Source organism: Rathayibacter sp. PhB186 (genome assembly GCF_003751825.1).
In the GTDB taxonomy this organism is placed as follows: domain Bacteria; phylum Actinomycetota; class Actinomycetes; order Actinomycetales; family Microbacteriaceae; genus Rathayibacter; species Rathayibacter festucae.
In genome coordinates, this window is the sequence record NZ_RJKO01000006.1 from 48,260 (window position 1) to 70,221 (window position 21,962).

The window sequence follows — 21,962 nt, forward strand, 5'->3', positions numbered from 1 at the left end:
CCCGCCCACGCCGGTCAGCGGCTCTTCGAGCTGTCCTTCGAGTCGCCGTCGTCGTCCTTCGAGTCGTCGTCGTCGTCCGACAGGCCGTCGATGTGCCCGATCAGGCCGCGGAGGCCCGTGACGTAGCCGGCGATCGCGTCGCGCTCGGTGCGGATCTCGTCGAGACGGGACTCGGCCGTGTTCTGCAGCTCTCTGGTGCGGCGCTCGGCGTCGGCGATCATCTCGCGGGCGCGGTCGCGCGCGGAGTCGAGCAGCGCGTCCGACTCGTCCTGCGCCTCGCGGCGCAGGCGCGTGACGTCGTCGAGGGCGTCGCTGCGGAGCGCGTCGGCCTCGAGGCGCTTGTCGTTCGCGCGGCGGATGGCGTCGGCGAGCTGCAGGTTGGACTCGTCGAGGTAGCGCTGCGTCTGGGCGACCGCCTCCTGGTGGCGGAGCAGGTAGTCGCGGTCCGCCTCCTCGCGGCGGGCGGCGAGCTCCACGACGAGATCGATCCGGGCCTGCTCGACCTCGCGCGAGAGTGCGGCGGCCTCGTCGGAGGCGGCGGAGCGCAGCGCGGCGAGCTCGGCGTCCAGGAGTGCGACGGCGTCGGCTCGGTCGCGGGCGAGCGCGGTGCGCAGATCGGCGAGCTCGCGGGCGCCCTCGGCGCGACCGGTGGCCAGCTCGGCGGCGAGGTCGGCGCGGCCGGACAGGACCTCGGCCTCGAGGTCGGCGCGGGCGGCCAGGACCTCGGCCTCGATCGCGGCGCGGGCCTCGGCGACCTCGGCGGTGACGGCGGCGCGCAGGCGGTCGACCTCGGAGGCGACCTCCGCGCGCAGCAGCTCGTTGCTCTGCGCCAGGCGGGCGGCCTCGGCGCGGGCCACCTCGACCTCGCGGGCGGCGACGGCGCGCATCTCGGCGGCCTCGCGGCCGGCCTCGGAGCGGATCGCTGCGGCCTCGCGTTTCGCGGTCGCGCGGGTCTCGGCGGCCTCGGTGGCGACGGTGCCGCGGATGGCGGCGGCCTCGCGGACGGCGTCCTGGGTCATCACGTCGCGGTCGTCCGCGGCCTTGCCGAGCGTCGCGGCGGCCTGCGCCTCGGACTCCTCGCGGGTGCGGTCGGCGCGGCGGCGCGCCTCCGTCACGAGGCGCTCGGCCTCGTCGCGCGCGTCCTTCAGCAGGCCGTCCCGGTCGTCGCGAGTCGAGCGGCGCAGCGCGGACGCGTCGTTCTCCGCCTGCGCGATGATGCGCTCCGACTGCTCCTCGGCCACCCGGAGGGTGTGCTCGAGCTTCGCACCGAGTCCCGCGTAGGTGGGCGCACCGACCTGCTGCAGCTCCTTCTCGAGCCCGTCGATGCGGGAGGAGAGGCGCTTGGCCTCGCGACCGCTCTCGGCGGCCTGGGTGTTGGCGTGGATGAGCTCGCGGCGCAGACCCTGGATGGCCTTGTCGACCTCGTCCCGGTCGTAGCCCCGGAACACCTGGGTGAATTCGGCCTCGTCGCTTGCCACGTCGTCTCCTCCGGAACACGGCCGCGGTGGGGTCGCGGCACTCCAGGGAGTTTAGTCAGCGGGTGCCTCGCGGCCCGGGCCGACACCCGCACCGCGCGCCCCTGGATCGGGGCTCTCGGCCGATCCCTGGGTTCGGCTCGGCCCATCCGCTAACCTGGACTGTCTTTGTCTGTTGCCGTCGCGCCCCGGTCCGGCCGTCACCGGAGCCGTCCCGGGCCGCCACCCCCCGATCCGGCAACGCAGGAGGAGTTCTTTCGTGCGGTTCGTCTTCGCCATCATCGCCACCGTCATCGCCGCGGCGCTCATCGCGCTCGGCATCGGCCAGCGGACGGTGTGGGCTCCACCGGAGTCGCTCACCGCGCAGACCGCGCTCGAGTCCGGCGCCCCCTACGCCGTCATCGACGGCAGCACGCTCGGCGCCAATCCCGGCCGGCAGACCATCACGGTCGAGGGCGAGGGCGACCTCGTGATGGCGTACGCGCCGACGACCGACGTGCTGGGCTGGGTCGGCGGCTCCGACTACGACCGCATCGACTACGCGAGCAGCGAGGACGGCGCGGACAGCCTGTCCGCCGAGCAGGAGACCGGGACGGCGCTGACGCTGGCCTCCGACGTGGCGGACGCGAACGCCGCCGTCGTCGATCCCCGCGACTCCGACCTCTGGCTCGAGCAGTTCGAGGGCACCGGCAGCATCACCGTCGCCCTCGACCTGCCGGAGGACGTCTCGCTGATCGTCGCCACCGACGGGACCGCCCCGGCCGCGAGCGACATCCGGGTGAGCTGGCCGGTCGACACCGCGACGCCGCTGGCCGGTCCGCTGCTGCTGGGGGGAGCCGTGTTCCTGCTGATCGGGCTGATCCTCTACATCTGGGCGTTCCTGCACCTGCGCCGCCAGCACGGACCGCGCCGCAAGGGCCCGCAGGGCAAGGTGCCGCGCGGCGTCCGGCTGCCTCGCGCCCGCGCCGGCATCCAGTCCTCCCTCGCGGCGGCTCAGCCCTCGCGGCGCCGCCGGCTGCTGGTGCTCCCGATCGCGCTCGGTGCGACCGTGCTGCTCGCCGGCTGCAGCTCCGACTACTGGCCCGACCTCGCCGCGAGCGCCTCCGGGACGCCGACCGCGTCCGCCACCGCGACCCCGGGCGCCGAGCCCGTCGCCGAGGAGCCGACCCCGGTCGTCACCACCCAGCAGGCGGAGGCGATCGTGGCCTCGGTCTCCGAGGTCGCGGCCGCCGCCGACGCCGCTCGCGACGCGAGCATCCTCGCGGAGCGCTTCCAGGGCGAGGCACTGACCGAGCGCACCACGAACTACGAGGTCCTGACGAAGGGCGGCACGATCGACGCGCCGCAGGCGATCCCGGCGTCGCCGGTGAGCCTCGTCCTCCCGCAGGACACCGACAGCTGGCCGCGGCTGGTCACGGCGGTCGTGCAGAACACCGCCGACGCCACGCAGGCGCCGATCGCCCTGATGATGAGCCAGGCGAGCCCCCGCGTCGACTACAAGGTCGACTACGCGATCTCGCTCGAGGCCAACGCGCGGATCCCCGACGTCGCGCCGGTCACGGTCGGCACCTCGATCGTCGCCCCCGACTCGAAGCTGATGAAGCTCGCTCCGGAGAACGTCGGCGCGGCCTACGCGGACATCCTCGCCAACGGCGACTCCAGCCAGTACGCCGGGACCTTCTCGGGCGACGGCGACACCCTCCGCGGCCAGGTCGGCGTCGACAAGAAGAACGCCGATCGCGAGGCGCTGCCGGACACCGCCTCGATCGAGTTCACCAACGCGGCGGGGACCTCGGACACCATCGCCCTCGCCACCAACGACTCCGGCGCGCTCGTCGCCGCGAGCATCGCCGAGACCGCGACGGTCCGCCCGACCGCCGAGGGCTCGACCGTGTCGACGTCCGGCGCCTCGCAGACCCTGCTCGGGATCGACAAGTCGACCACGGGCATCGCGACCACCTACGGTTATCAGTTGCTGTTCTACGTACCGCCCGTCGGATCGGAGGAGAAGATCGTCATGCTCGGATGGAGCCAAGGACTCGTCTCGGTGGTGCAGCTGCCGTGAGCACCCCCCTGCCCCCGCTGCCCGGCAACCTGCGCGGTGCCGTCGACCTGTCCACCCTCGTGAACCGGCGCACCCCGCCGGCCGCGCCCTCCGCACCCGCGGGCGGCGGTGAGGCCCCCCAGGGTGCCCCCGTCGCCAATCCGCTGCTGCTCTCGGCCGGTGACGCCGAGTTCGACCAGGTCGTCCAGCTGTCCTCGCGGGTCCCCGTGATCATCGACCTGCGCGGCTCGTGGTCGGACCAGAGCCTGAGCATGACCGCGCTGCTCGAGAAGGTCGTGATCTCCTACGCCGGGGCCCTCGTGCTGGTCGGCGTCGACGTCGAATCGAGCCCCCAGCTCGCGCAGGCGTTCCAGGTGCAGTCGGTCCCGACGATCGCCGCCGTGATCGCCGGCCGGCCGGTGCCGATGTTCAACGGCCTCATCACCGAGGAGCAGCTCCGCGACCTGCTCGAGCAGGTCCTCCAGCTCGCCGCGCAGCAGGGCGTCACCGGCACCGTTCCCGTCGACCCGGCCGCCGGTGCCGAGCCGGGCGCCGAGCCCGAGGCCGCCCCGCTGCCCCCGCACCACCAGGAGGCGTACGACGCGATCGACCGCGGCGACTACTCCGCCGCGATCACCGAGTACGAGACCGCCATCGCGCAGAACCCGCGCGACGACCTCGCCGTCGCGGGACTCGCCCAGGTGAAGCTGCTGCAGCGCCTGCAGGGCCGCACCCTCGACGACATCCGCTCGACCGCGGCCGCCGAGCCCGCGAACCTCGATGCGCAGCTCGCCGTCGCCGACCTCGACGTCTCCGGCGGCCACGTGGAGGACGCGTTCGACCGCCTCCTCTCGATGTACCCGCGCCTCGACGTCGACGGCAAGGCGAGCGTCCGCGCCCGCCTGCTCGAGCTGTTCGAGATCGTCGGCACGACCGACCCGCGCGTGAACAAGGCGCGGGCGCGGCTCACGGGGCTGCTGTATTGAATTGCGGGAGGAGCGCGAGCGCTCCTCCCGCCGCGGTCGGCTGGGTCTGTGGTTGCGATTCGCAGAGCGTGTCGCCGACGGCTCGCGAGAAACGCTGGCACGCGTTTCTCGCCCATCGCCTCGAGGGCGGTCGGCTGGTTCTGCGGCCGTCGGCTCGGTAGTCGGTGCCCTCGGCGCTCGGGCTCCGCAGACGCCGGACCGGGCGTCAGTAGACGCGACCGGCCATGCTGGTCGAGTAGTCCGGCAGGGGTGAGCCGATCATGCTGGTCGAGTAGCCCGGAGGGGCGTATCGAGACCTGCCGTCGACCGGGGTGGAGGCTGCCGCCTCGGTGGATCGAGGGGTGCGATCGGGCCGCTGCGCGAGCTGCTCCTCGCGTGAGGTACCAGTGTTGAGGCCTGAGGTTGCGGGTCGGGCAGTGCACACGGCTCAGCGGCGCCCGCCGATCGAGGGCGGCGGGGGGCTGGCGTTGCCGCTTCCGACCGTGGTGGATCTCGATACGCCCGCTGCGCGGGCTACTCGATCAGCAGGAAGGGGACACGGTCGAAGCGTTCGGGCGGGGCGTCGCGCTCAGCTGCAGGGGCAGTTCGCGGAGCGGGGGGCGGTGATGCTGCGCTGGTGGACGAGCACCTCGCGGGCCACGATCGACAGGTCGAGGCCGCTCGCCGCCGCCTCGGCGCGCAGCGTGAGGAAGGCGACGTCGGCGGAGATCCGCAGGCTCGCGCTCAGGAAGCCGACGGCCTGGAGGACCGCCGCCTCCTCGTCCGTGACGTCGGGCAGGGACTCCACCCAGGAGACGAACACGCCGTCGACCGAGTCCTCAGGCACGGGGGCCACCACCGGCACGACGACGGCTCAGGGAGGTGCGGGACGGTGACAGCATTCCCACCAGTGTCACCGAAACGGTGACATGAGCGCGGGGGGCTCGCCGCTTCGGGAGGAACACGGACGAGGACGACCGGTCCCGCCTCGTGTCGGGCGCCTCAGTGGCGGTGCGTGCCGGGTGAGGAGTGGACACCCGGCGCTCGGAGTCGACGCGAGGTCCCGCGGGCAGCCGATCCGGCGGATCGCTTCGCGTCGGCGCGGATCGACCGCGGAGAAGTCCCATGATGGTCGTCCTGCCTGCCGGGGTCTCGGGTGGATCGGATTGTCGGATCGACGCAGACAAGGTAACTTTTTTGCCGGTATCGCCTTCCTGCGCGGTTGTCCGCTCAGCGCACTCCTCGCACCGCGAGGTCGCTCACGGCGGCGGCTACCGCGCATCGGCCCGGGCGGAAGGGGGAGCAGTGGCGGAGCACCTGCAGTTCGAGCCGAGCGGCGACCGGGCCGCGCGCCTCGTGGAAGCGGTCGTGCACGCGCAGGACGCCCAGCGCCGGCTGACCGCCCGAGGGCGAGTGCAGCTCGGCCTCGGCGCGACCGACATCGCGGCCCTGCAGTACGTGGCGCGGGCCGGCCGCTCCCCGGTGACCCTCGGCCAGCTCGCCGACTGGCTCGACGTCACTCGCGCTGCGGCGTCGATGGCCGCCAAGCGGCTGGTCGCGGCCGGCTACCTGCACCGCGTCGACGACGAGTCCGACGGCCGACGGCGGTGGCTCGCCCTCACTCCACGCGGTCGCGAGGCGATCGACGAGGCGTTCGGCGCTGCCGACCGGGAGGCGTCGGCGCTCGTCGCGCAGCTCGACGACACCGTGGTCGAGTCCGTGCTCTCGACCCTGCAGCAGCTCGCGACCGTGCTCGACCCGCCCGGTGGGCCGGAGCGGACGAGAGCGCCGCATGGCGACTGATCGGGCTCCGGACTCCGCACGGGAGGATCGGGGGAGCATCCGCATCGAGGCGGTCGGCACCGACCTCGAGCGCGCCTCCGAGGTCCTCGGCGGCTTCTACTCGGGGACGGGGTGGTCGGTGGCGGCCACCGAGCAGCCGTTCTCGTTCCGCTACGCGGCGCTCGGCGACCCGGTGATGACGCTGCGCACCTCGCAGATGCGCGGCGCGACCACCGGGGAGGACCCGGCCGGCGGCGACTACGTCGTGCAGTGGCTGGTCGAGGGCAGGGGGATCGTCGACGTCCACCGGGACGCGATGCCGGTGACGCGCGGCGTGCCGCTCCTGAATCCGGCCCACCGACCGTTCGTCTTCTCCTACGCCGACTACGACCAGAAGCTCGTGCATCTGAGCCGTGAGCACGTCGACCGCAGCGCCCGCGAGCACGGCTACCGCCGCACGGGCGTGCTCCGCTTCGACCACCTGCACCGCCACGGCGGGGAGCCCGTGGCGCAGTGGCACGCGGTGATCGGCGAGATCTCCACGGCGATCCGCACCGGCCGGGTGACGCCGCTGCTCTGGGACCGGCTGACCCGCCGGGCGGCGGCCGCGTTCCTGGAGCTGTACCCGCCCGAGGGCGCGGCGCTCCCGGAGGTCCTGCTCGCCCCGAGCAACGCCGGGATGCGCTCCGCCGTCGAGTTCGTGCACGAGAACGCGCATCTGCCGATCGGACCGATCGAGATCGCCGCGGCCGCGCACCTCAGCGTGCGCGGGCTGCAGGTCGCGTTCCAGCGCCTGCTCGGCACCACGCCGCTGCAGTACGTCCGGGACGTGCGCCTCGACCGGGTGCACGCGGACCTGCGCCTGGGCGACCCGGCACGATCGAGTGTCGCCGGCACGGCGCGCAGCTGGGGCTTCGGGCACCTCGGCCGGTTCTCCGCCGCCTACGCCTCGCGCTTCGGCGAGTACCCGAGCCGCACGCTCGGCCGCTGATGCGGGCGCCAAATCAGGGACGGTAGAGCGCCCACTCGTCCCGGGGCAGCTCGCGCAGCTCGTCGACGACCCGCAGCTGCCAGATCGCCGGCGTGTGCCCCTCGAGGCGCCCGTGCACGGTCTCGCTGGTCCAGCCGTCGCGGGTGCGGGTGTAGCGGATGAATCGGACGTGCCGGCCCTCGAGGGGTGCTCCGCTGGTGGCCATCCCTCGATGGTCCCCGATCCGGGGGGCGGTTATCCGCTCTTGACAATGCGCGCGTCCAGCTGGGCGACGCACGGGCAGGGGATCGGCGGCTGAGCACCGACCGCGGAGTGAGGTCGGGGCGCTCGCCACCGCACCCTAGGGTGAGCGGATGAGCACCGCCGCCCTGTCCCCGAGCGCCCGATTCCACCAGCGATTCCTCGTCGAGCAGCGGGAGATGACGGAGCCCGCCCGCCGCCGCCTGATGCGCGCGGGAGGCGGTTCGGTGGCGGTCGGGCTCGTGCTCTTCGCCGCGCTGATCGTGCAGGTCGCGACGGGCACCGGCCTCGCGGCGCTCGATCCCGCGGTCTCGGAGTGGTTCCGCGCGAAGCGCTTCGCGGAGGGGACGGTGGTGATGGACACGCTGGCCACGGTGTTCGGCCCGGTCTTCCTGCCGATCATCATCCTCGGCGTGCTCGTGCTGTGGATCGCGCTCGCCCGGCACCTCTGGCGGCCGCTCCTGCTCGCGGGCGGGATGATCACGGGGATGCTCAGCGTCCAGCTCGCCGCGCACCTGGTGCAGCGGATGCGGCCGCCCGTGGAGTACATGCTGCTCGGGGCCGACGGGACGTTCTCCTTCCCGTCCGGCCACGTGACCGGCGTCTGCGATTTCTTCCTGATCACGACCTTCCTGCTCGCGTCGCGCCGCTCCTCGCCCGTCTGGGCGATCGGCGGCTTCGCGCTCTCGCTCGGGATGATCGCCGGCCAGGTCGTCGCCCGCCTGTACCTCGGCTACCACTGGCTCACCGACACTCTCGCCTCGGTGGCGCTCGCGCTGGTGATGCTCGGGTCGGTCGTGCTCATCGACACCTGGCGCACCGCGGTGGCGCGCGGGGACGAGGCCTGACCGGAGGTCGCCGAACCGCACCGCTGAACGACGACACCCCCGGGCCGGAGGGCTCGGGGCGTCGTCGTCCATCGGGGGAGCGTCAGCCGCCGACGGCCTGGCGTGCGCTGTCGAGTCCGGAGGAGAAGGCGTCCGCCGACGACACGTTGCCGGACTCCAGCTCGACCAGGGCGCCGGAGAGCGCCGCGCCGATCACGCCGGTGTCGGGTCCGTTGACGAAGGACGGGAACTGCTCGACGGAGGTGGCGATCACGTCGCCGATCTTCGAGTCGCCGAAGAACGGGTCCGTGTAGGCGCGGACGCTCTCGCTCTCGAGGGCGTCGGTCGCCGCCGGGAAGGTGCCCGAGGTGGCGAAGTGTTCCTCCTGGCCCTCGGCCGACATCATCGTCTCGATGTACTGCCAGGCGGCCTCGGGGTGCTCGGCGCGGGCCGGGATGGCGATGACGCTGCCGCCCCAGTTGCCGCCGACGCCGGGGACCGTGGTGACCCGCCAGTTCCCCGCGGTGTCGGGAGCGTCGGTCTTGATGCCCTGCAGGATCCAGGACGGAGCGACGGTCACCGCGAACGCGCCGTTCGCGCGCCCGGGGCCCCAGCCCGAGGAGAACGCGGCGATGCCGGCGCTGATGCCCGCGTCGTGCGCCTGCACGGCGGTGTCGAAGGCGTCTTCGACCTGCGGGTTGGTGTCGTAGACCAGCTCGCCGTCGGGGGAGTAGTACTTCTCGGTCACCTGGTTGATGGTCGAGTAGAAGACGCTGGTCTCCACGTTGTCGACGAACGGCTTGCCGGTCGCGGCGGTGTACTTCTCGCCCGTCGCGAGGAAGCCGTCCCAGTCGCTCCAGAGCGCCGCGACCTCGGCAGGGTCGGTCGGGAGGCCGGCCTGCTCGAAGAGGTCGGCGCGGTAGGCGAAGCTCAGTCCGCCGACGTCGGTCGGGATGCCGACGACCGAGCCGTCCTGCGCGGTGCCGGCGTCGGCGGCCCACTTCAGAGAGGAGGCGTCGAGGTCGTCGCCGCCGAGGGTGCGCAGGTCGAGGAAGTTGGCGCTGTTCTCGACGAAGCGGGGCAGGTCGTCGCCCTGGATCATGACCAGGTCTGGCACCTTGCCGCCGGCGAGCGCGGCGGTCAGGGCGGTGGCGGTCTCCTGGGAGGAGCCGACCTCGGTCAGCTTGACCTTCGCGTCGGGCTTCTTGGCCAGGTACTCGCTGACGTTGTCCTTCGCCTGGATTCCGGTGAAGGACCAGAACTGGACCTCGGCGTTCGGGTCGTCGGACGCGCCGCCGCCACCGCCCGAGGAGCAGCCGGTCAGGGCGAGGGCGACGGTGGCGACCGCGGCGGCCGCGGTCAGGATTCTTCTTCTCACGGGGGAGTCCTCTTCATCGGGGAGTCGCGGTGGTGCCCGCGCGCGGGCGGGAGAACGATCTCTAGCTCGACGCTATCCCGCGCCTGCTCCCCTACGCAACAGCTGTCGGTCTCGGCGAGAGTTCGATCTCCCGTCGGTGGCGGATCCGTGCATGCTGGTCGAGTAGCCCCGCGGGGGCGTATCGAGACCCCACGTCCTCTGCAGTGCGGCCTGGAGACTCGGCTTCTGATGCCGGTGGATCTCGATACGCCCGCTCCGCGGGCTACTCGATCAGCATGAGGCTCGGTCCGCTGCGCGGGCCGCCCGACCGGCACGACGACGAAGGCGGGCGGAGGGACGCGTGTGCGTCCGCTCCGCCCGCCTCCGGGTGGGGTGGTGCCGGTCAGCCCAGGTGGCGCAGGAAGAGCGCGCCGAGCGGGGGCAGGATCAGCTCGGCCGAGGCGGGGCGGCCCGCCCAGGGCTCGTCGCGGGCCTCGACCGCGCCGAAGTTGCCGACTCCGGAGCCGCCGTAGATCTCGGCGTCCGTGTTGAGCAGCTCCTCCCAGCGGCCGGCCTCGGGGAGGCCGACGCGGTAGCCGTGCACCGGCGAGCCGGAGAAGTTGACGATGACCGCGACCGCGCGGCCGGCCTTGTCCTTGCGGAGGAAGGAGATCACGTTCGGCGCCGCGGCACCGCCGTCGATCCACTCGAAGCCGGCCTGGTCGTTGTCGAGCTCGTTCAGCGACGGGACCTCGCGGTAGAGCCGGTTCAGCTCGCCGACGAGGCTCCACAGCCCGCGGTGGCTCGGCTGGTCGAGGATCCACCAGTCCAGCCCGCGCTCCTCGGACCACTCCGAGTACTGCCCGAACTCCTGGCCCATGAAGAGCAGCTGCTTGCCCGGGTGCGCCCACATGAACGCCAGGTAGGCCCGCACGTTCGCCAGCTGCTGCCAGTGGTCGCCCGGCATCTTCTGGATCAGCGAGCCCTTGCCGTGCACGACCTCGTCGTGGCTGATCGGCAGCACGAACTGCTCGCTGAACGCGTAGACGAAGGAGAAGGTGATCTCACCCAGGTGGTACTGGCGCCACAGCGGGTCGTTCGCCATGTAGCGCAGCGAGTCGTTCATCCAGCCCATGTTCCACTTGAGCCCGAAGCCGAGCCCGCCGGAGACGGTGGGCTGGGTGACGCCGGGCCAGCTGGTGGACTCCTCGGCGATCATCATGATGCCGGGGTAGAGCTTGTAGGCGGTGGCGTTCACCTCCTGCAGGAAGCTGATCGCCTCGAGGTTCTCGCGGCCGCCGAACTGGTTTGGCAGCCACTCGCCCTCCTTGCGGGAGTAGTCGAGGTAGAGCATCGACGCCACGGCGTCGACCCGCAGGCCGTCGACGTGGAACTCCTCGAGCCAGAACAGCGCGTTGGCCACGAGGAAGTTGCGGACCTGGGTGTGCCCGAAGTCGAAGACGTAGGTGCCCCAGTCCATCTGCTCGCCGCGGCGCCAGTCCGGGTGCTCGTAGAGGGGCTCGCCGTCGAAGCGGGCGAGCGCGAAGTCGTCCTTCGGGAAGTGCCCGGGCACCCAGTCGACGAGCACGCCGATGCCGGCCTGGTGCAGCCGGTCGATCAGGTACTTGAGGTCGTCGGCGGTGCCGAAGCGGCTCGACGCGGCGTAGTAGCCGGTGACCTGGTAGCCCCAGGAGCCGCCGAAGGGGTGCTCGGCGAGCGGCATGAACTCGACGTGGGTGAAGCCCAGCGTGGTGACGTACTCGATCAGCGGATCCGCGAGGTCGCGGTAGCCGAGACCGGGCTTCCAGGAGCCGAGGTGCATCTCGTAGACGCTGATCGGCTGGGTGTGCGGGTCGACGCTCGCGCGCTGCTCCATCCAGCCGGAGTCGCTCCACTGGTGGTGCGAGACGGGGACGCGCGAGGCGGTCGCCGGCGGCACCTCCGTCGCGCGGGCCATCGGGTCGGCCTTGCGGACCCAGCGGCCGTCCCGCGAGAGCAGGTCGAACTTGTAGGAGGCGCCGGGCTCGACGCCGGGGACGAAGATCTCCCAGACGCCGTTGACGCCGAGGTTGCGCAGGGCGTGACCCTCGCCGCTCCAGTCGTTGAAGTCGCCGACGACGCGGGCGGCCTGAGCGTGCGGCGCCCAGACGGCGAACGAGGTGCCCCAGACGCCCTCGTGCTCGCGGTGCCGCGCGCCGAGCGCCTCCCAGAGCCGCTCGTGCCGGCCCTCGCCGATCAGGTAGAGGTCGAAGTCGCCGACCGTCTTCGAGAAGCGGTACGGGTCCTCGGCGGTCCAGGAGGAGCCGTCGCCGTAGTGCGCCTCGACGGTGTACGCCTGCGGGTCCTCGTCGTGGACGCCCTGCCAGAGGCCGTCGTGCAGGTGCTCGAGCTCGACGCGGACGCCGCCGGCCAGGACGGCCGTGACGGCGTCGGCGAGCGGTCGGCGCACGCGGACGACCGCGCCGCCGCCGGGGAGCGGGTGCTGACCGAGGACGTCGTGGGGGAGCGCGTTGCTGCCGGTCGCCAGCTGCTGGAGGACCCACTCGGGGAACTCGGGGAGCGCGTCGACCTCGGCGTCCGGCGTCGGGGCGGGGTCGGAGTCGCTCGTCTCGGCGATCGGTGCGTCGGCCGCGGCGGTCGGCTCGGGCGGCAGGAGCCGCTCGGGCGGCGCGACCGGCTCGGGCGGGGTGAGCCGCTCGGGCGCTGCGGACTCCTCGGCCGCGGGCTCCGCGACGTGCGCGCCCGTGGTCGTGGCCGAGCTCGTGCCGGTCGTCACGACCGTCTCCGCGCGCGGCTCGACGCCCGCCGCGTCGGCGGGGCTGCCGGCCTCGGCGGGGACGACGTTCTGCGCCGGCCCCGTCCCGCGCCTGCTCTCGTCCGTGCTCTCGGCCGGGCTCGTGCCCTTGTCCTCGGGAACCGTCATCGTCCGTCCGCCTTCACGCTCAGGATGTGCACGGGCTCGACGAAGGAGTCGAGCCGCACGTAGTTGTCGCTGCCCCAGGTCCACACGGCACCGGTGATCAGGTCCTCGACCTCGTAGGTCGAGCTCCAGTCCAGCCCGAGGGACGGCAGGTCGATGTGCACCGTGGTCTCGCGCGCCGAGTGCGGATCGGTGTTGACGACGACCAGGAGGGTGTCGTCGCTGCCGGTGCCGGTGAACGCGCGGTCCAGTTGCTTGGAGTAGACGAGGATCGCGTCGTCGTCGCTGCCGTGCACCTGCAGGTTGCGGCGCTGGGCGAGCGCGGGGTGCGCCCGGCGGATCTCGTTGAGCCGGGTGATGTACGGGGCGATCGTCGAGCCGTCGGCGTCGGCCGCCGCCCAGTCGCGCGTCTTGTACTCGAACTTCTCGTTGTCGATGTTCTCCTCGGCGCCGGGGCGTGCGACGTTCTCGATCAGCTCGTAGCCGGCGTAGACGCCCCAGAGCGGCGAGGCCGTCGCGGCGAGCGCGGCGCGGACCTTGTAGGCCGAGCGGCCGCCGTACTGCAGGTACTCGGTGAGGATGTCCGGCGTGTTCACGAAGAGGTTCGGCCGCATGTAGTCGGCCGTCTCGTGCGAGATGCTCGTGAAGAACTCCTCGAGCTCCTCCTTGGTGTTGCGCCAGGTGAAGTACGAGTACGACTGCTGGAAGCCGACCTTGCCGAGCGCCCGCATGATCGCCGGGCGGGTGAACGCCTCCGCGAGGAAGACGACCTCGGGGTTCTCGGCGTTGACCTCGTGGATGATCCACTCCCAGAAGTCGAGCGGCTTGGTGTGCGGGTTGTCGACGCGGAAGATCTTCACGCCGAGCGAGATCCAGTAGCGCAGGACGCGGAGCGCCTCCTGGCGGATGCCCTCGGGGTCGTTGTCGAAGTTGATCGGATAGATGTCCTGGTACTTCTTCGGCGGGTTCTCGGCGTAGGCGATCGAGCCGTCCGGCAGCGTCGTGAACCACTCCGGGTGGCTGGTCACCCAGGGGTGATCGGGCGAGGCCTGCAGCGCGAAATCGAGCGCGAGCTCGAGGCCCGCGGCGGTGACGGCGTCGTGGAAGGCGGTGAAGTCCTCGACCGTGCCGAGGTCCGGGTGGATCGCGTCGTGCCCGCCCTCGGGGGCGCCGATCGCCCACGGCGAGCCGGGGTCGCTCGGGCCGGCGTTCAGCGTGTTGTTCGGGCCCTTGCGGAAGTTGCGGCCGATCGGGTGGATCGGCGGCAGGTAGAGCACGTCGAAGCCCATCGCCGCGACGGCGGGGAGGCGGTCGATCGCGGTGCGGAAGGAGCCGGAGGTGACGGTGCCGTCCTCGTTCCGGACCGCGCCCTCGGAGCGGGGGAAGAACTCGTACCAGGCGCCGACGCCGGCGCGGGTGCGCTCGACGTGCACCGTGCGCGGCTCCGAGACGCTCGCGAGGCTCATCACGGGACGCGCGGTGAAGGCGCCGTGCACGGCGGGGTCCTCGGCGGCGGCGAGGCGCGCCTCGGGAGTGAGCGACTCGTCCGCCACGGTGGCGGCGGCATCGGAGAGCAGGGAGCGCTCGGCGTCGGAGCGGGAGTCGTCGCCCGCCGCGGTGCGGAGGAGGCCCTCGCCGATCGCGAAGGTGACGGCGATGTCCAGGCCGGCCGGGATCTTGACCTCGGCGGTGTGCAGCCACGTCGCCCAGTCGTCGGCGAAGGCGCGGATGCGGTACGTCCAGTCGCCCTCGTCGTCGAGGAGGACGAGGCGGCCGTAGCGGTCGGTCCCGGTGGCGATCAGCGCCATCCGGTGCTCCGACTCGGTGCCGGTGGGGGAGGTGAGCAGCAGGTCGACGCCGATCAGGTCGTGCCCCTCGCGGAACGCGGTCGCCGCGAACGGGACGACCTCGCCGACGAAGGCCTTCGCCGGCCAGCGGTCGTCCTCGAGCCGCGGCTGCGGGTCGATGATCGGGATGCGCTCGGCGCGCACCCGGTACCCGGAGCCGGTCGGAGGGGACTGCTCCGCGGTCTCCGCCGCAGCCTCGGGAGTCGGCGCCGTGTCGGCCGTCCCCGGTGCCACGGGCGCCTGCGCCTGCGCGGCCGGAGCCGGTGCCGTGCGATCCTGCGCATCCGGTGCCGCCGCCTCGGGCGACGGGGGTGTCTGCGCGGCGGGAGTCTCCTCCCGGGCCGCACCTCCCCGAGCCGCTCGTCGTGCGTCCTTGCCGTGCGAAGCCTTGCCGAAAGGTGTCTGAGCCACGTCACGACAGTAGCGACCGGCGATGCCTTTGGCACGCCGGTTGCGAACGCGCGCGCCGCTGTGCAAAAGGGCCTGCGCCACGGCCGACGGCGCCCGTGGGCACTCCGCTACAGTGTGCGAGCGCGACCGCCCCGGCCGTCCGCAGGGGGTGCTCGCCGGGGTCCGCAGTCGCCGGGATCAGCCGGTCGTCGTACCGGCAGAGAGTCGAGGAGTGCCGTGAAGGCCATCCGCCGCTTCACCGTCCGATCGGTCCTGCCGCCCGAGCTGTCCGCGCTCGGCGAGCTGGCGGGCAATCTGCGCTGGGCCTGGCACGAGCCGACCCGGCGCCTGTTCGAGCGAGCTGACGCCGAGCTGTGGCAGCGCAGCGGCGGCGACCCGACCGCGCTCCTCGGCGCGATCGCGCCCGAGCGCCTCGCCGAGCTGGCCCGCGACCAGGGCTTCGTCGACGACGCCTGGCGCCTCCGCGACGACCTCGAGCGCTACCGCACCGAGCCGCGCTGGTACCAGTCGCTGCCGGAGTCGGCGCCGCGCTCGATCGCCTACTTCTCGCCCGAGTTCGGCATCGCCGCGGCGCTCCCGCAGTACTCCGGCGGTCTGGGCATCCTCGCGGGCGACCATCTCAAGGCGTCCTCGGACCTCGGCGTCCCGCTGACGGGCGTCGGCCTCTTCTACCGCTCGGGCTACTTCTCCCAGGGCCTCTCCGCCGACGGCTGGCAGCTCGAGTCCTACCCCTCGCTCGACCCCGACGGTCTGCCGCTGCGGATCGTGCGGCTGGCCGACGGCTCGGCGGCGCGGATCGTACTGGCCCTCCCGGACGGGCGCGCGCTCTACGCCCGGGTCTGGCGGGCCGAGGTGGGCCGGGTGACGCTGCTGCTCCTCGACACCGACGTCCGCGAGAACGAGGACGCCCTGCGGACGGTCACCGACCGGCTCTACGGCGGCGGCGGCGAGCACCGCCTGCTGCAGGAGCTGCTGCTGGGCATCGGCGGCGTGCGCGCCCTTGAGCTGTGGGCCGAGGTCTCGGGCACGCCGCTCCCGGAGGTGTTCCACACCAACGAGGGGCATGCGGGCTTCCAGGGGCTCGAGCGCATCTCCGGCCTGATCGGCTCGGGTCTCGACTTCGACCAGGCGCTGCAGGTCGTGCGCGCGAGCACGGTCTTCACCACGCACACGCCGGTGCCGGCGGGCATCGACCGCTTCGACCGCGGGATGATCGAGCAGTACTTCACCACCGAGCTGCTGCCGGGCGTGCAGATCGAGGACGTGCTGGCGCTGGGCTCCGAGTCGACCACGGGCGGCGCGAGCGACGTCTTCAACATGGCGTTCATGGGGCTCCGCCTGGCGCAGCGCTCCAACGGCGTCTCGAAGCTGCACGGCGAGGTGAGCCGCTCGATGTTCTCCGGTCTCTGGCCGGGCTTCGACACGGCGGAGGTGCCGATCGGCTCGGTCACCAACGGCGTGCACGCGGCGACCTGGACCGATCCGATCCTCCGGGGTCTCGCCCGCGACCGGCTCGGCACCGACGACACCACCCGCGCCGACTGGGCCTCCGGCGCCCTGAGCGACGGCGAGCTCTGGCAGGCGCGGCGCTCGATGCGCGAGCAGCTGGTGCGCGACGCCCGGGCGCGCGCCGCCCGCTCCTGGCGCGAGCAGAACCCCGGCGGCCTCACTCCGGCCTGGCTGGACGAGCTGCTCGACCCGGACGTGCTCACCATCGGCTTCGCCCGGCGAGTGCCCACCTACAAGCGGCTGACGCTGATGCTGCACGACCCGGAGCGGCTGCGCGCGCTGCTGACCCACCCGGAGCACCCGATCCAGATCGTGATCGCCGGCAAGTCGCACCCCGCCGACGAGGAGGGCAAGCGGCTGATCCAGAAGCTGGTCCGCTTCGCGCAGGAGCCGGACGTGCGCCGGCGGATCGTCTTCCTGCCCGACTACGACATCGCGATGGCGCAGCTTCTCTACCCGGGCACCGACGTCTGGCTGAACAACCCGCTGCGTCCGCTCGAGGCCTGCGGCACCTCCGGGATGAAGGCCGCGCTGAACGGCTCGCTGAACCTGTCGATCCTCGACGGCTGGTGGAACGAGTACTTCGACGGCGAGAACGGCTGGGCGATCCCGTCCTCCGACCGCGACCTCGACCCGGAGTCGCGCGACACGCTCGAGGCGGACGCGCTCTACGAGCTGCTCGAGAGCGAGGTCGTGCCGCGCTACTACGAGCGCGACCACGACGGAGTGCCGCGCCGCTGGGTGCGCTCGATCCGCCACACGCTGGCGACGCTCTCGCCGGAGCTGTCGGCCGAGCGGATGGTGCGTCAGTACGTCGAGGCGCTCTACCAGCCCGCCGCCGAGGCCGGGCGCGAGATCGCGGCCGACCACTTCGAGCCGGCCAAGGAGCTGTCGGCGTGGAAGCAGCGGGTGCGCGCGGGCTGGCCGGGAGTGGCGGTCGCCTCCGTGGAGTCCGGCGGCATCGACGCGGTGCCCCAGCGCGGCGACCGGCTCGCCCTGCGCGCGGGGGTGCGCCTCGGCGAGCTCTCGCCGGAGGACGTCACCGTGCAGGTCGTCTCCGGCACGACCGGGGCGGACGGGTCGCTCGTCGACGTCCGCCTGCACGAGCTCGAGGTGGCGGAGGAGTCGGGCGCGGTCGTGCCCGCCGACGCGGTCGGCCGCGTGCCCTACGCCGGCGAGATCGTCCTCGACCGCAGCGGCTCCTTCGGCTACACCGTCCGCGTCGTGCCGCGGCACCCGCTGCTCGCCCGCTCGGCCGAGCTCGGCCTGGTCGCGGCGGCCGGCTGACGCGCCCGCGTGCCGGTCGAGTAGCCGCGCAGCGGCCGGTCAGATCCATGCTGGTCGAGTAGCCGCGCAGCGGCGTATCGAGACCCGGCCTCCGGATGACGGTGGATCTCGATACGCCCGCTCCGCGGGCTACTCGATCAGCATGGGAGCCCTCTGCGGGCGCTGCACGATCAACAGGGAAGCCCTCTGCGAGGGCTGCGCGATCAGCATGGAGGCGGCCTCCGTCCATGCTGATGGAGCTGCCGCGAAGCGTCCTCTCAGATGCATGCTGGTCGAGTAGCCGCGCAGCGGCGTATCGAGACCCGCCCCGCTCAGCGCGCGATGTCCGCCAGGGTCGCGCCCGTCGCGGCGACGAGGTCCGTCGGCGCGAGCTCGATGTCGAAGCCGCGCCGCCCGCCGGAGACCAGGACGGTGTCGTACAGCTCCGCCGTCTCGTCGAGCACGGTGCGGTGCCGCGTCTTCTGACCGATCGGCGAGATGCCGCCGAGCACGTAGCCGGTGCGCCGCTGCGCGAGCGCCGGGTCGGCCATCGCCGCCCGCTTGCCGCCGACCGCCGCCGCGAGCTCCTTGAGCCCCAGCTGCCCGGTCACCGGCACGATGCCGACGACCAGCTCGCCGTCGACGTCGACCAGCAGGGTCTTGAACACCCGCTCCGGCTCCACCCCGAGCGCCTCGGCCGCCTCGCCGCCGTAGCTCGCCGCCCCGGGATCGTGCCGGTACTCGCGCGGCACGAAGGCGATCCCCGCCGTGGTCAGCGCGAGCGTCGCCGGAGTCCCCGGTCCGCCCTTCATCAGCTCGCGGCGGCCGGACGCGGGCCGTGCGCGGCGAAGAGCTGCATCGACGTGCCGGCGACGCGGACGACCTGCCCCGGCTCGAACGACTCGCCGTGCTCGAGCGGCACCGACTCCTCGCTGCTCCACAGTCGCGTGTACCCGGTGACCCCCTCGCTCTCGGCGAGGACCACCGAGGTGTCCGCCTCGACGCCGTGCACGATCAGCAGGACGCGGTCGAACTCCTCCGTCTCGGGAGTGGACGCGGCCAGGTACTGCAGCGTGCGGTTCTCCGCGGAGGTCCAGTCGTGCTCCGACATCGTCCGCCCGTGCGCGTCGAACCACTGCATGCTCGTGGCTCCCGGTGTCACCGCACCGCCGCGCCCGTAGCGCGAGGGCCGCAGCGCCGGGTGCTCGCGGCGCAGGCGGATCAGCGTCCGTGCGTGCTCCCGCAGCTCGAGCTGCCAATCGCTGCGCCCGTCCCAGCGCAGCCAGGTGAGGTCGGAGTCCTGGCAGTAGGCGTTGTTGTTGCCTCGCTGGCTGCGGCCGAACTCGTCGCCGGCGGTGATCATCGGGACGCCGGCCGAGAGCAGCAGCGTCCCGAGCAGATTCCGCATCGCCTTCCGCCGGCCCTGGTTGACGCCGTCGTCGGCGGTCGGGCCCTCGAAGCCGTGGTTGAAGGAGCGGTTGGTGTCGGCGCCGTCCCGGTTCGACTCGCCGTTGCCGATGTTGTGCTTGACGTTGTAGGAGACCAGGTCGGCGAGCGTGAAGCCGTCGTGCGCCGTGACGAAGTTGACGGAGGCGAGCGGCCCGCGCTCGAGCGAGAACGTGTTCGACGAGCCGGAGAGCCGGGTCGCGAAGCCGCCGATGCCGACCGGCGCCGTTCCCGCGCGCCGGGCGTAGTCGATGTCCGAGAGCCAGAAGTTGCGGGCGCGGTCGCGGTAGCGGTCGTTCCACTCCGACCAGCCGTCCGGGAAGTTGCCGGTCTGCCAGCCGCCCATGCCGACGTCCCAGGGCTCGGCGATCATCTTCACGTCGGCGAGCGACGGGTCCTCGACGGCCGCGCGCAGCAGCGGGTGGTCGCGCTGGAAGTGCGCGATCTCGTCCCGCCCGAGGGTCGCGGCCAGATCGAGTCGGAAGCCGTCGACCCCGACCTCGTCGGACCAGTAGCGGAGCGAGTCGAGCACCAGGCGCTGCGCGACCGGCCGGCCGAAGTCGATCGTGTTGCCGCAGCCGGTCACGTCGATGTAGTGGCCCTCGCCGGTCTGGCGGTAGTACGCCTGGTCGTCGATCCCGCGCAGACTCGAGCGCGGACCCTGCGGCCCCTCCTCGGCGGTGTGGTTGTAGACCACGTCGAGGATCACCTCGAGCCCGGCCTCGTGCAGCAGCTTGACCATGCCCTTGAACTCGCGCAGCACCGCGGTCGGGCCGCCGCGCTGCGCGGCGGGGGAGGCGTAGGCGGCGTGCGGGCTGAAGAAGTTGAGGGTGTTGTAGCCCCAGTAGTTGGTGAGCCCCTGGCGCAGCAGGCGCTGCTCCGAGACGAACGCGTGCACGGGGAGGAGCTCGACGGCGGTGACCCCGAGGTCGAGGAGCGACGAGACGGTCGACTCGTGCGCGAGGCCGGCGTAGCTGCCGCGCAGCTCGACGGGCAGCGCCGGGTTGAGCTTAGTCAGGCCCTTCACGTGCGCCTCGTAGATCACGGTGCGATCCAGCGGCGTGCGCGGCTTCTCGGAGGAGCCCCAGTCGAAGGAGTCGTCCACGACGACGGAGCGCCACTCGTTCTCGGCGACCCGGTGCAGCCCGCGGGAGTAGGGCTCGAGCAGGGGGACCCGCGGATCGAAGCGCCCGGGGACGCCGGAGGGCCCGTCCACCTTGATCGCGTAGCGGCGGCCGACGGTCAGCTGCGCGGCCCGGGCCGACCAGACGGCGTCCTCCCCGCGCACCAGCGGCACCGTGCGGGTGACCCAGCTCGGGTCCTTCTCGTCGTAGAGCAGCAGATCGATGGCGGTCGCGTGCTCCGACCAGACCCGCAGCTCACCGCCCTCACGGTCCACGACGACTCCGAGGCGGGCCAGGGAGTCGCGTGTCTGCATGCGACCTACAGTAGTGAGGGGCCGGAGACCTGCTCCGCACCCCGGACGCGGGACGGAGGGCGCCATGATCTATCTCGACCACGCTGCGACCACCCCGCTCCGGGCCTCCGCGCTCGCCGCCTTCGCCGAGGCGTCCGCGCTCCCCGGCAACCCCTCCTCGGTGCACGGCTCGGGCCAGGAGGCGCGCCGCCGGCTCGAGGACGCCCGCTCGGCGATCGCCGTCGCGCTCGGCTGCGAGCCGATCGAGGTGATCCTCACCGCGGGCGGCACCGAGGCGATCAACCTGGCGCTGAAAGGCCTCTACTGGCAGCGCGTCGCGGAGTCCCCGGCGCGCACGCGCATCCTCGTGCCCGGCGGCGAGCACCACGCCACGATCGACACGGTGGAGTGGCTCGCCGCCCACGAGGGAGCCCGGATCGAATGGCTCGCGCTCGACGCGGAGGGGACGCTGCGGCCCGAGACGCTCGAGGCGGCGCTCGCCGCGGATCCCGGCTCCGTCGCGCTGGTCTCCGCGCTCTGGGTGAACAACGAGATCGGCACCATCGCCCCGGTCGCCGAGCTGGCCGCGGTCTGCGCCCGCGCCGGCGTGCCGCTGCACCTCGACGCCGTCGCGGCGCTCGGCCACGTCCCGCTCGAGATCGCAGCGGTGCGGCGCGCCTCCGGCTCCCGCGATGGCGCGGGTCTCGTCGCGGTCAGCGTCTCGGGGCACAAGGTCGGCGGGCCGATCGCGACCGGCGCCCTCGTCCTGGCGCGCGACGCCCGGGTCGTGCCGGTGCTGCACGGCGGTGGCCAGCAGCGCGGGGTCCGCTCGGGCACCCAGGACGTCCCCGGGGCGGCGGCGTTCGCGGCGGCCGTGACGGAGGCGGTCGCGGAGCTGCCCGGGGAGGCGCTGCGATTGGCGGCTCTGCGCGATCGGCTCGTCGCGGGGATCCTCGCGGCCGTCCCCGGTGCGACGCTGACCGGACCGGCCGTCGACTCCGGCCGGCGGGTCGCGAGCAACGCGCACGTCGCCTTCCCCGGCGCGCAGGGCGACTCGCTCCTCTTCCTCCTGGACATGGCGGGCGTCTCGGTGTCCACCGGCTCGGCCTGCACGGCGGGCATCCCCGAGCCCTCGCACGTGGTGCTGGCGCTCGGCCGCAGCGAGGACGAGGCGCGCGGCGTGCTCCGGATGACGCTGGGCTGGACCAGCACGGACGCCGACGTCGACGCGCTGCTCGCGGCGCTGCCCGACGTTTACGCGCGGGCGGCCCGCGCCGGCCTGTCCCGCCGCGCCGTGCTCCCCGCCTGACGCCGCCTCCGCGCGGTGCCCACCCGTTGTGCAGGCGCTCGTCCGTTGTGCAGGCGTCCGGCGCGAGTCGCCCGATCCTCCGTGCAGGTCTGCGCCGAATGCGCGCGATCACCTGCAGATCGGACGCGACCGGGGACGGACCGCCGCGAATCGCGC

General features: G+C 72.9%; 15 protein-coding genes. 7 read left to right on the forward strand and 8 right to left on the reverse strand.

What is annotated here, in order from left to right; all coding sequences use genetic code 11:
* Positions 1-14: 14 nt before the first annotated feature.
* A complete protein-coding gene (locus EDF45_RS15105) occupies positions 15-1,478 on the reverse strand; it encodes a DivIVA domain-containing protein (protein ID WP_123736862.1) in 1,464 nt (487 codons plus the stop codon).
* A 256-nt stretch (positions 1,479-1,734) separates the two neighbouring features.
* On the opposite strand from EDF45_RS15105, the gene EDF45_RS15110 reads away from it, so the two are divergent.
* Together EDF45_RS15110 and EDF45_RS15115 are read left to right on the forward strand one after the other, a co-directional pair.
* Entirely contained in the window at positions 1,735-3,540 is a 1,806-nt protein-coding gene (locus EDF45_RS15110; protein WP_123736863.1) for a hypothetical protein, read from the forward strand.
* The gene (locus EDF45_RS15115; protein ID WP_123736864.1) at positions 3,501-4,505 is read left to right on the forward strand and encodes a tetratricopeptide repeat protein; all 1,005 of its coding nucleotides are present in this window, start codon (positions 3,501-3,503) and stop codon (positions 4,503-4,505) included. The genes EDF45_RS15110 and EDF45_RS15115 overlap by 40 nt, the downstream gene beginning before the upstream one ends.
* A gap of 568 nt (positions 4,506-5,073) precedes the next feature.
* On the opposite strand, the gene EDF45_RS15120 is transcribed toward EDF45_RS15115, so the two are convergent.
* The gene (locus EDF45_RS15120) at positions 5,074-5,331 is read right to left on the reverse strand and encodes an ANTAR domain-containing protein (protein ID WP_148060303.1); all 258 of its coding nucleotides are present in this window, start codon (positions 5,329-5,331) and stop codon (positions 5,074-5,076) included.
* A gap of 458 nt (positions 5,332-5,789) precedes the next feature.
* Here EDF45_RS15120 and EDF45_RS15125 point away from each other — a divergent pair, with 458 nt between their 5' ends.
* Positions 5,790-6,287: a MarR family winged helix-turn-helix transcriptional regulator gene (locus EDF45_RS15125; protein WP_132437840.1), complete on the forward strand. Its 498-nt coding sequence runs from the start codon at positions 5,790-5,792 to the stop codon at positions 6,285-6,287.
* Positions 6,277-7,257, forward strand: coding sequence for an AraC family transcriptional regulator (locus EDF45_RS21605; RefSeq protein WP_221181138.1), 981 nt, complete (start codon positions 6,277-6,279; stop codon positions 7,255-7,257). Before EDF45_RS15125 ends, EDF45_RS21605 begins: the two co-directional genes overlap by 11 nt.
* Positions 7,258-7,270: 13 nt before the next feature.
* On the opposite strand, the gene EDF45_RS15135 is transcribed toward EDF45_RS21605, so the two are convergent.
* The gene (locus tag EDF45_RS15135; RefSeq protein WP_123445744.1) at positions 7,271-7,462 is read right to left on the reverse strand and encodes a hypothetical protein; all 192 of its coding nucleotides are present in this window, start codon (positions 7,460-7,462) and stop codon (positions 7,271-7,273) included.
* A 148-nt stretch (positions 7,463-7,610) separates the two neighbouring features.
* On the opposite strand from EDF45_RS15135, the gene EDF45_RS15140 reads away from it, so the two are divergent.
* Positions 7,611-8,345, forward strand: a complete 735-nt coding sequence (locus tag EDF45_RS15140; protein WP_123736867.1) for a phosphatase PAP2 family protein — start codon at positions 7,611-7,613, stop codon at positions 8,343-8,345.
* A gap of 82 nt (positions 8,346-8,427) precedes the next feature.
* Here the strand turns inward: EDF45_RS15140 and EDF45_RS15145 are convergent, their stop codons facing one another.
* The 3 genes from EDF45_RS15145 to EDF45_RS15155 form a co-directional block, all read right to left on the reverse strand.
* A complete protein-coding gene (locus EDF45_RS15145) occupies positions 8,428-9,702 on the reverse strand; it encodes an extracellular solute-binding protein (protein WP_123736868.1) in 1,275 nt (424 codons plus the stop codon).
* Between the two features lie 382 nt (positions 9,703-10,084).
* Positions 10,085-12,604: a 1,4-alpha-glucan branching protein GlgB gene (gene glgB, locus EDF45_RS15150; RefSeq protein WP_123736869.1), complete on the reverse strand. Its 2,520-nt coding sequence runs from the start codon at positions 12,602-12,604 to the stop codon at positions 10,085-10,087.
* Entirely contained in the window at positions 12,601-14,592 is a 1,992-nt protein-coding gene (locus EDF45_RS15155; RefSeq protein ID WP_397460056.1) for an alpha-1,4-glucan--maltose-1-phosphate maltosyltransferase, read from the reverse strand. The genes glgB and EDF45_RS15155 overlap by 4 nt, the downstream gene beginning before the upstream one ends.
* Positions 14,593-15,075: 483 nt before the next feature.
* Between EDF45_RS15155 and glgP the strand changes: the two genes are divergently transcribed.
* Positions 15,076-17,655, forward strand: a complete 2,580-nt coding sequence (gene glgP / locus EDF45_RS15160; protein ID WP_123736871.1) for an alpha-glucan family phosphorylase — start codon at positions 15,076-15,078, stop codon at positions 17,653-17,655.
* A 311-nt stretch (positions 17,656-17,966) separates the two neighbouring features.
* Here the strand turns inward: glgP and ybaK are convergent, their stop codons facing one another.
* Together ybaK and glgX are read right to left on the reverse strand one after the other, a co-directional pair.
* Entirely contained in the window at positions 17,967-18,446 is a 480-nt protein-coding gene (ybaK, locus tag EDF45_RS15165; protein WP_123736872.1) for a Cys-tRNA(Pro) deacylase, read from the reverse strand.
* Positions 18,446-20,518 (reverse strand): glycogen debranching protein GlgX, encoded by a 2,073-nt coding sequence (gene glgX, locus EDF45_RS15170; RefSeq protein WP_123736873.1) that lies wholly within the window; start codon positions 20,516-20,518, stop codon positions 18,446-18,448. The genes ybaK and glgX overlap by 1 nt, the downstream gene beginning before the upstream one ends.
* 64 nt (positions 20,519-20,582) lie before the next feature.
* Between glgX and EDF45_RS15175 the strand changes: the two genes are divergently transcribed.
* Positions 20,583-21,806 carry a cysteine desulfurase family protein gene (locus EDF45_RS15175; protein ID WP_123736874.1) on the forward strand — a complete coding sequence of 408 codons (1,224 nt, stop codon included), beginning with the start codon at positions 20,583-20,585 and terminating at the stop codon, positions 21,804-21,806.
* Positions 21,807-21,962 lie beyond the last annotated feature (156 nt).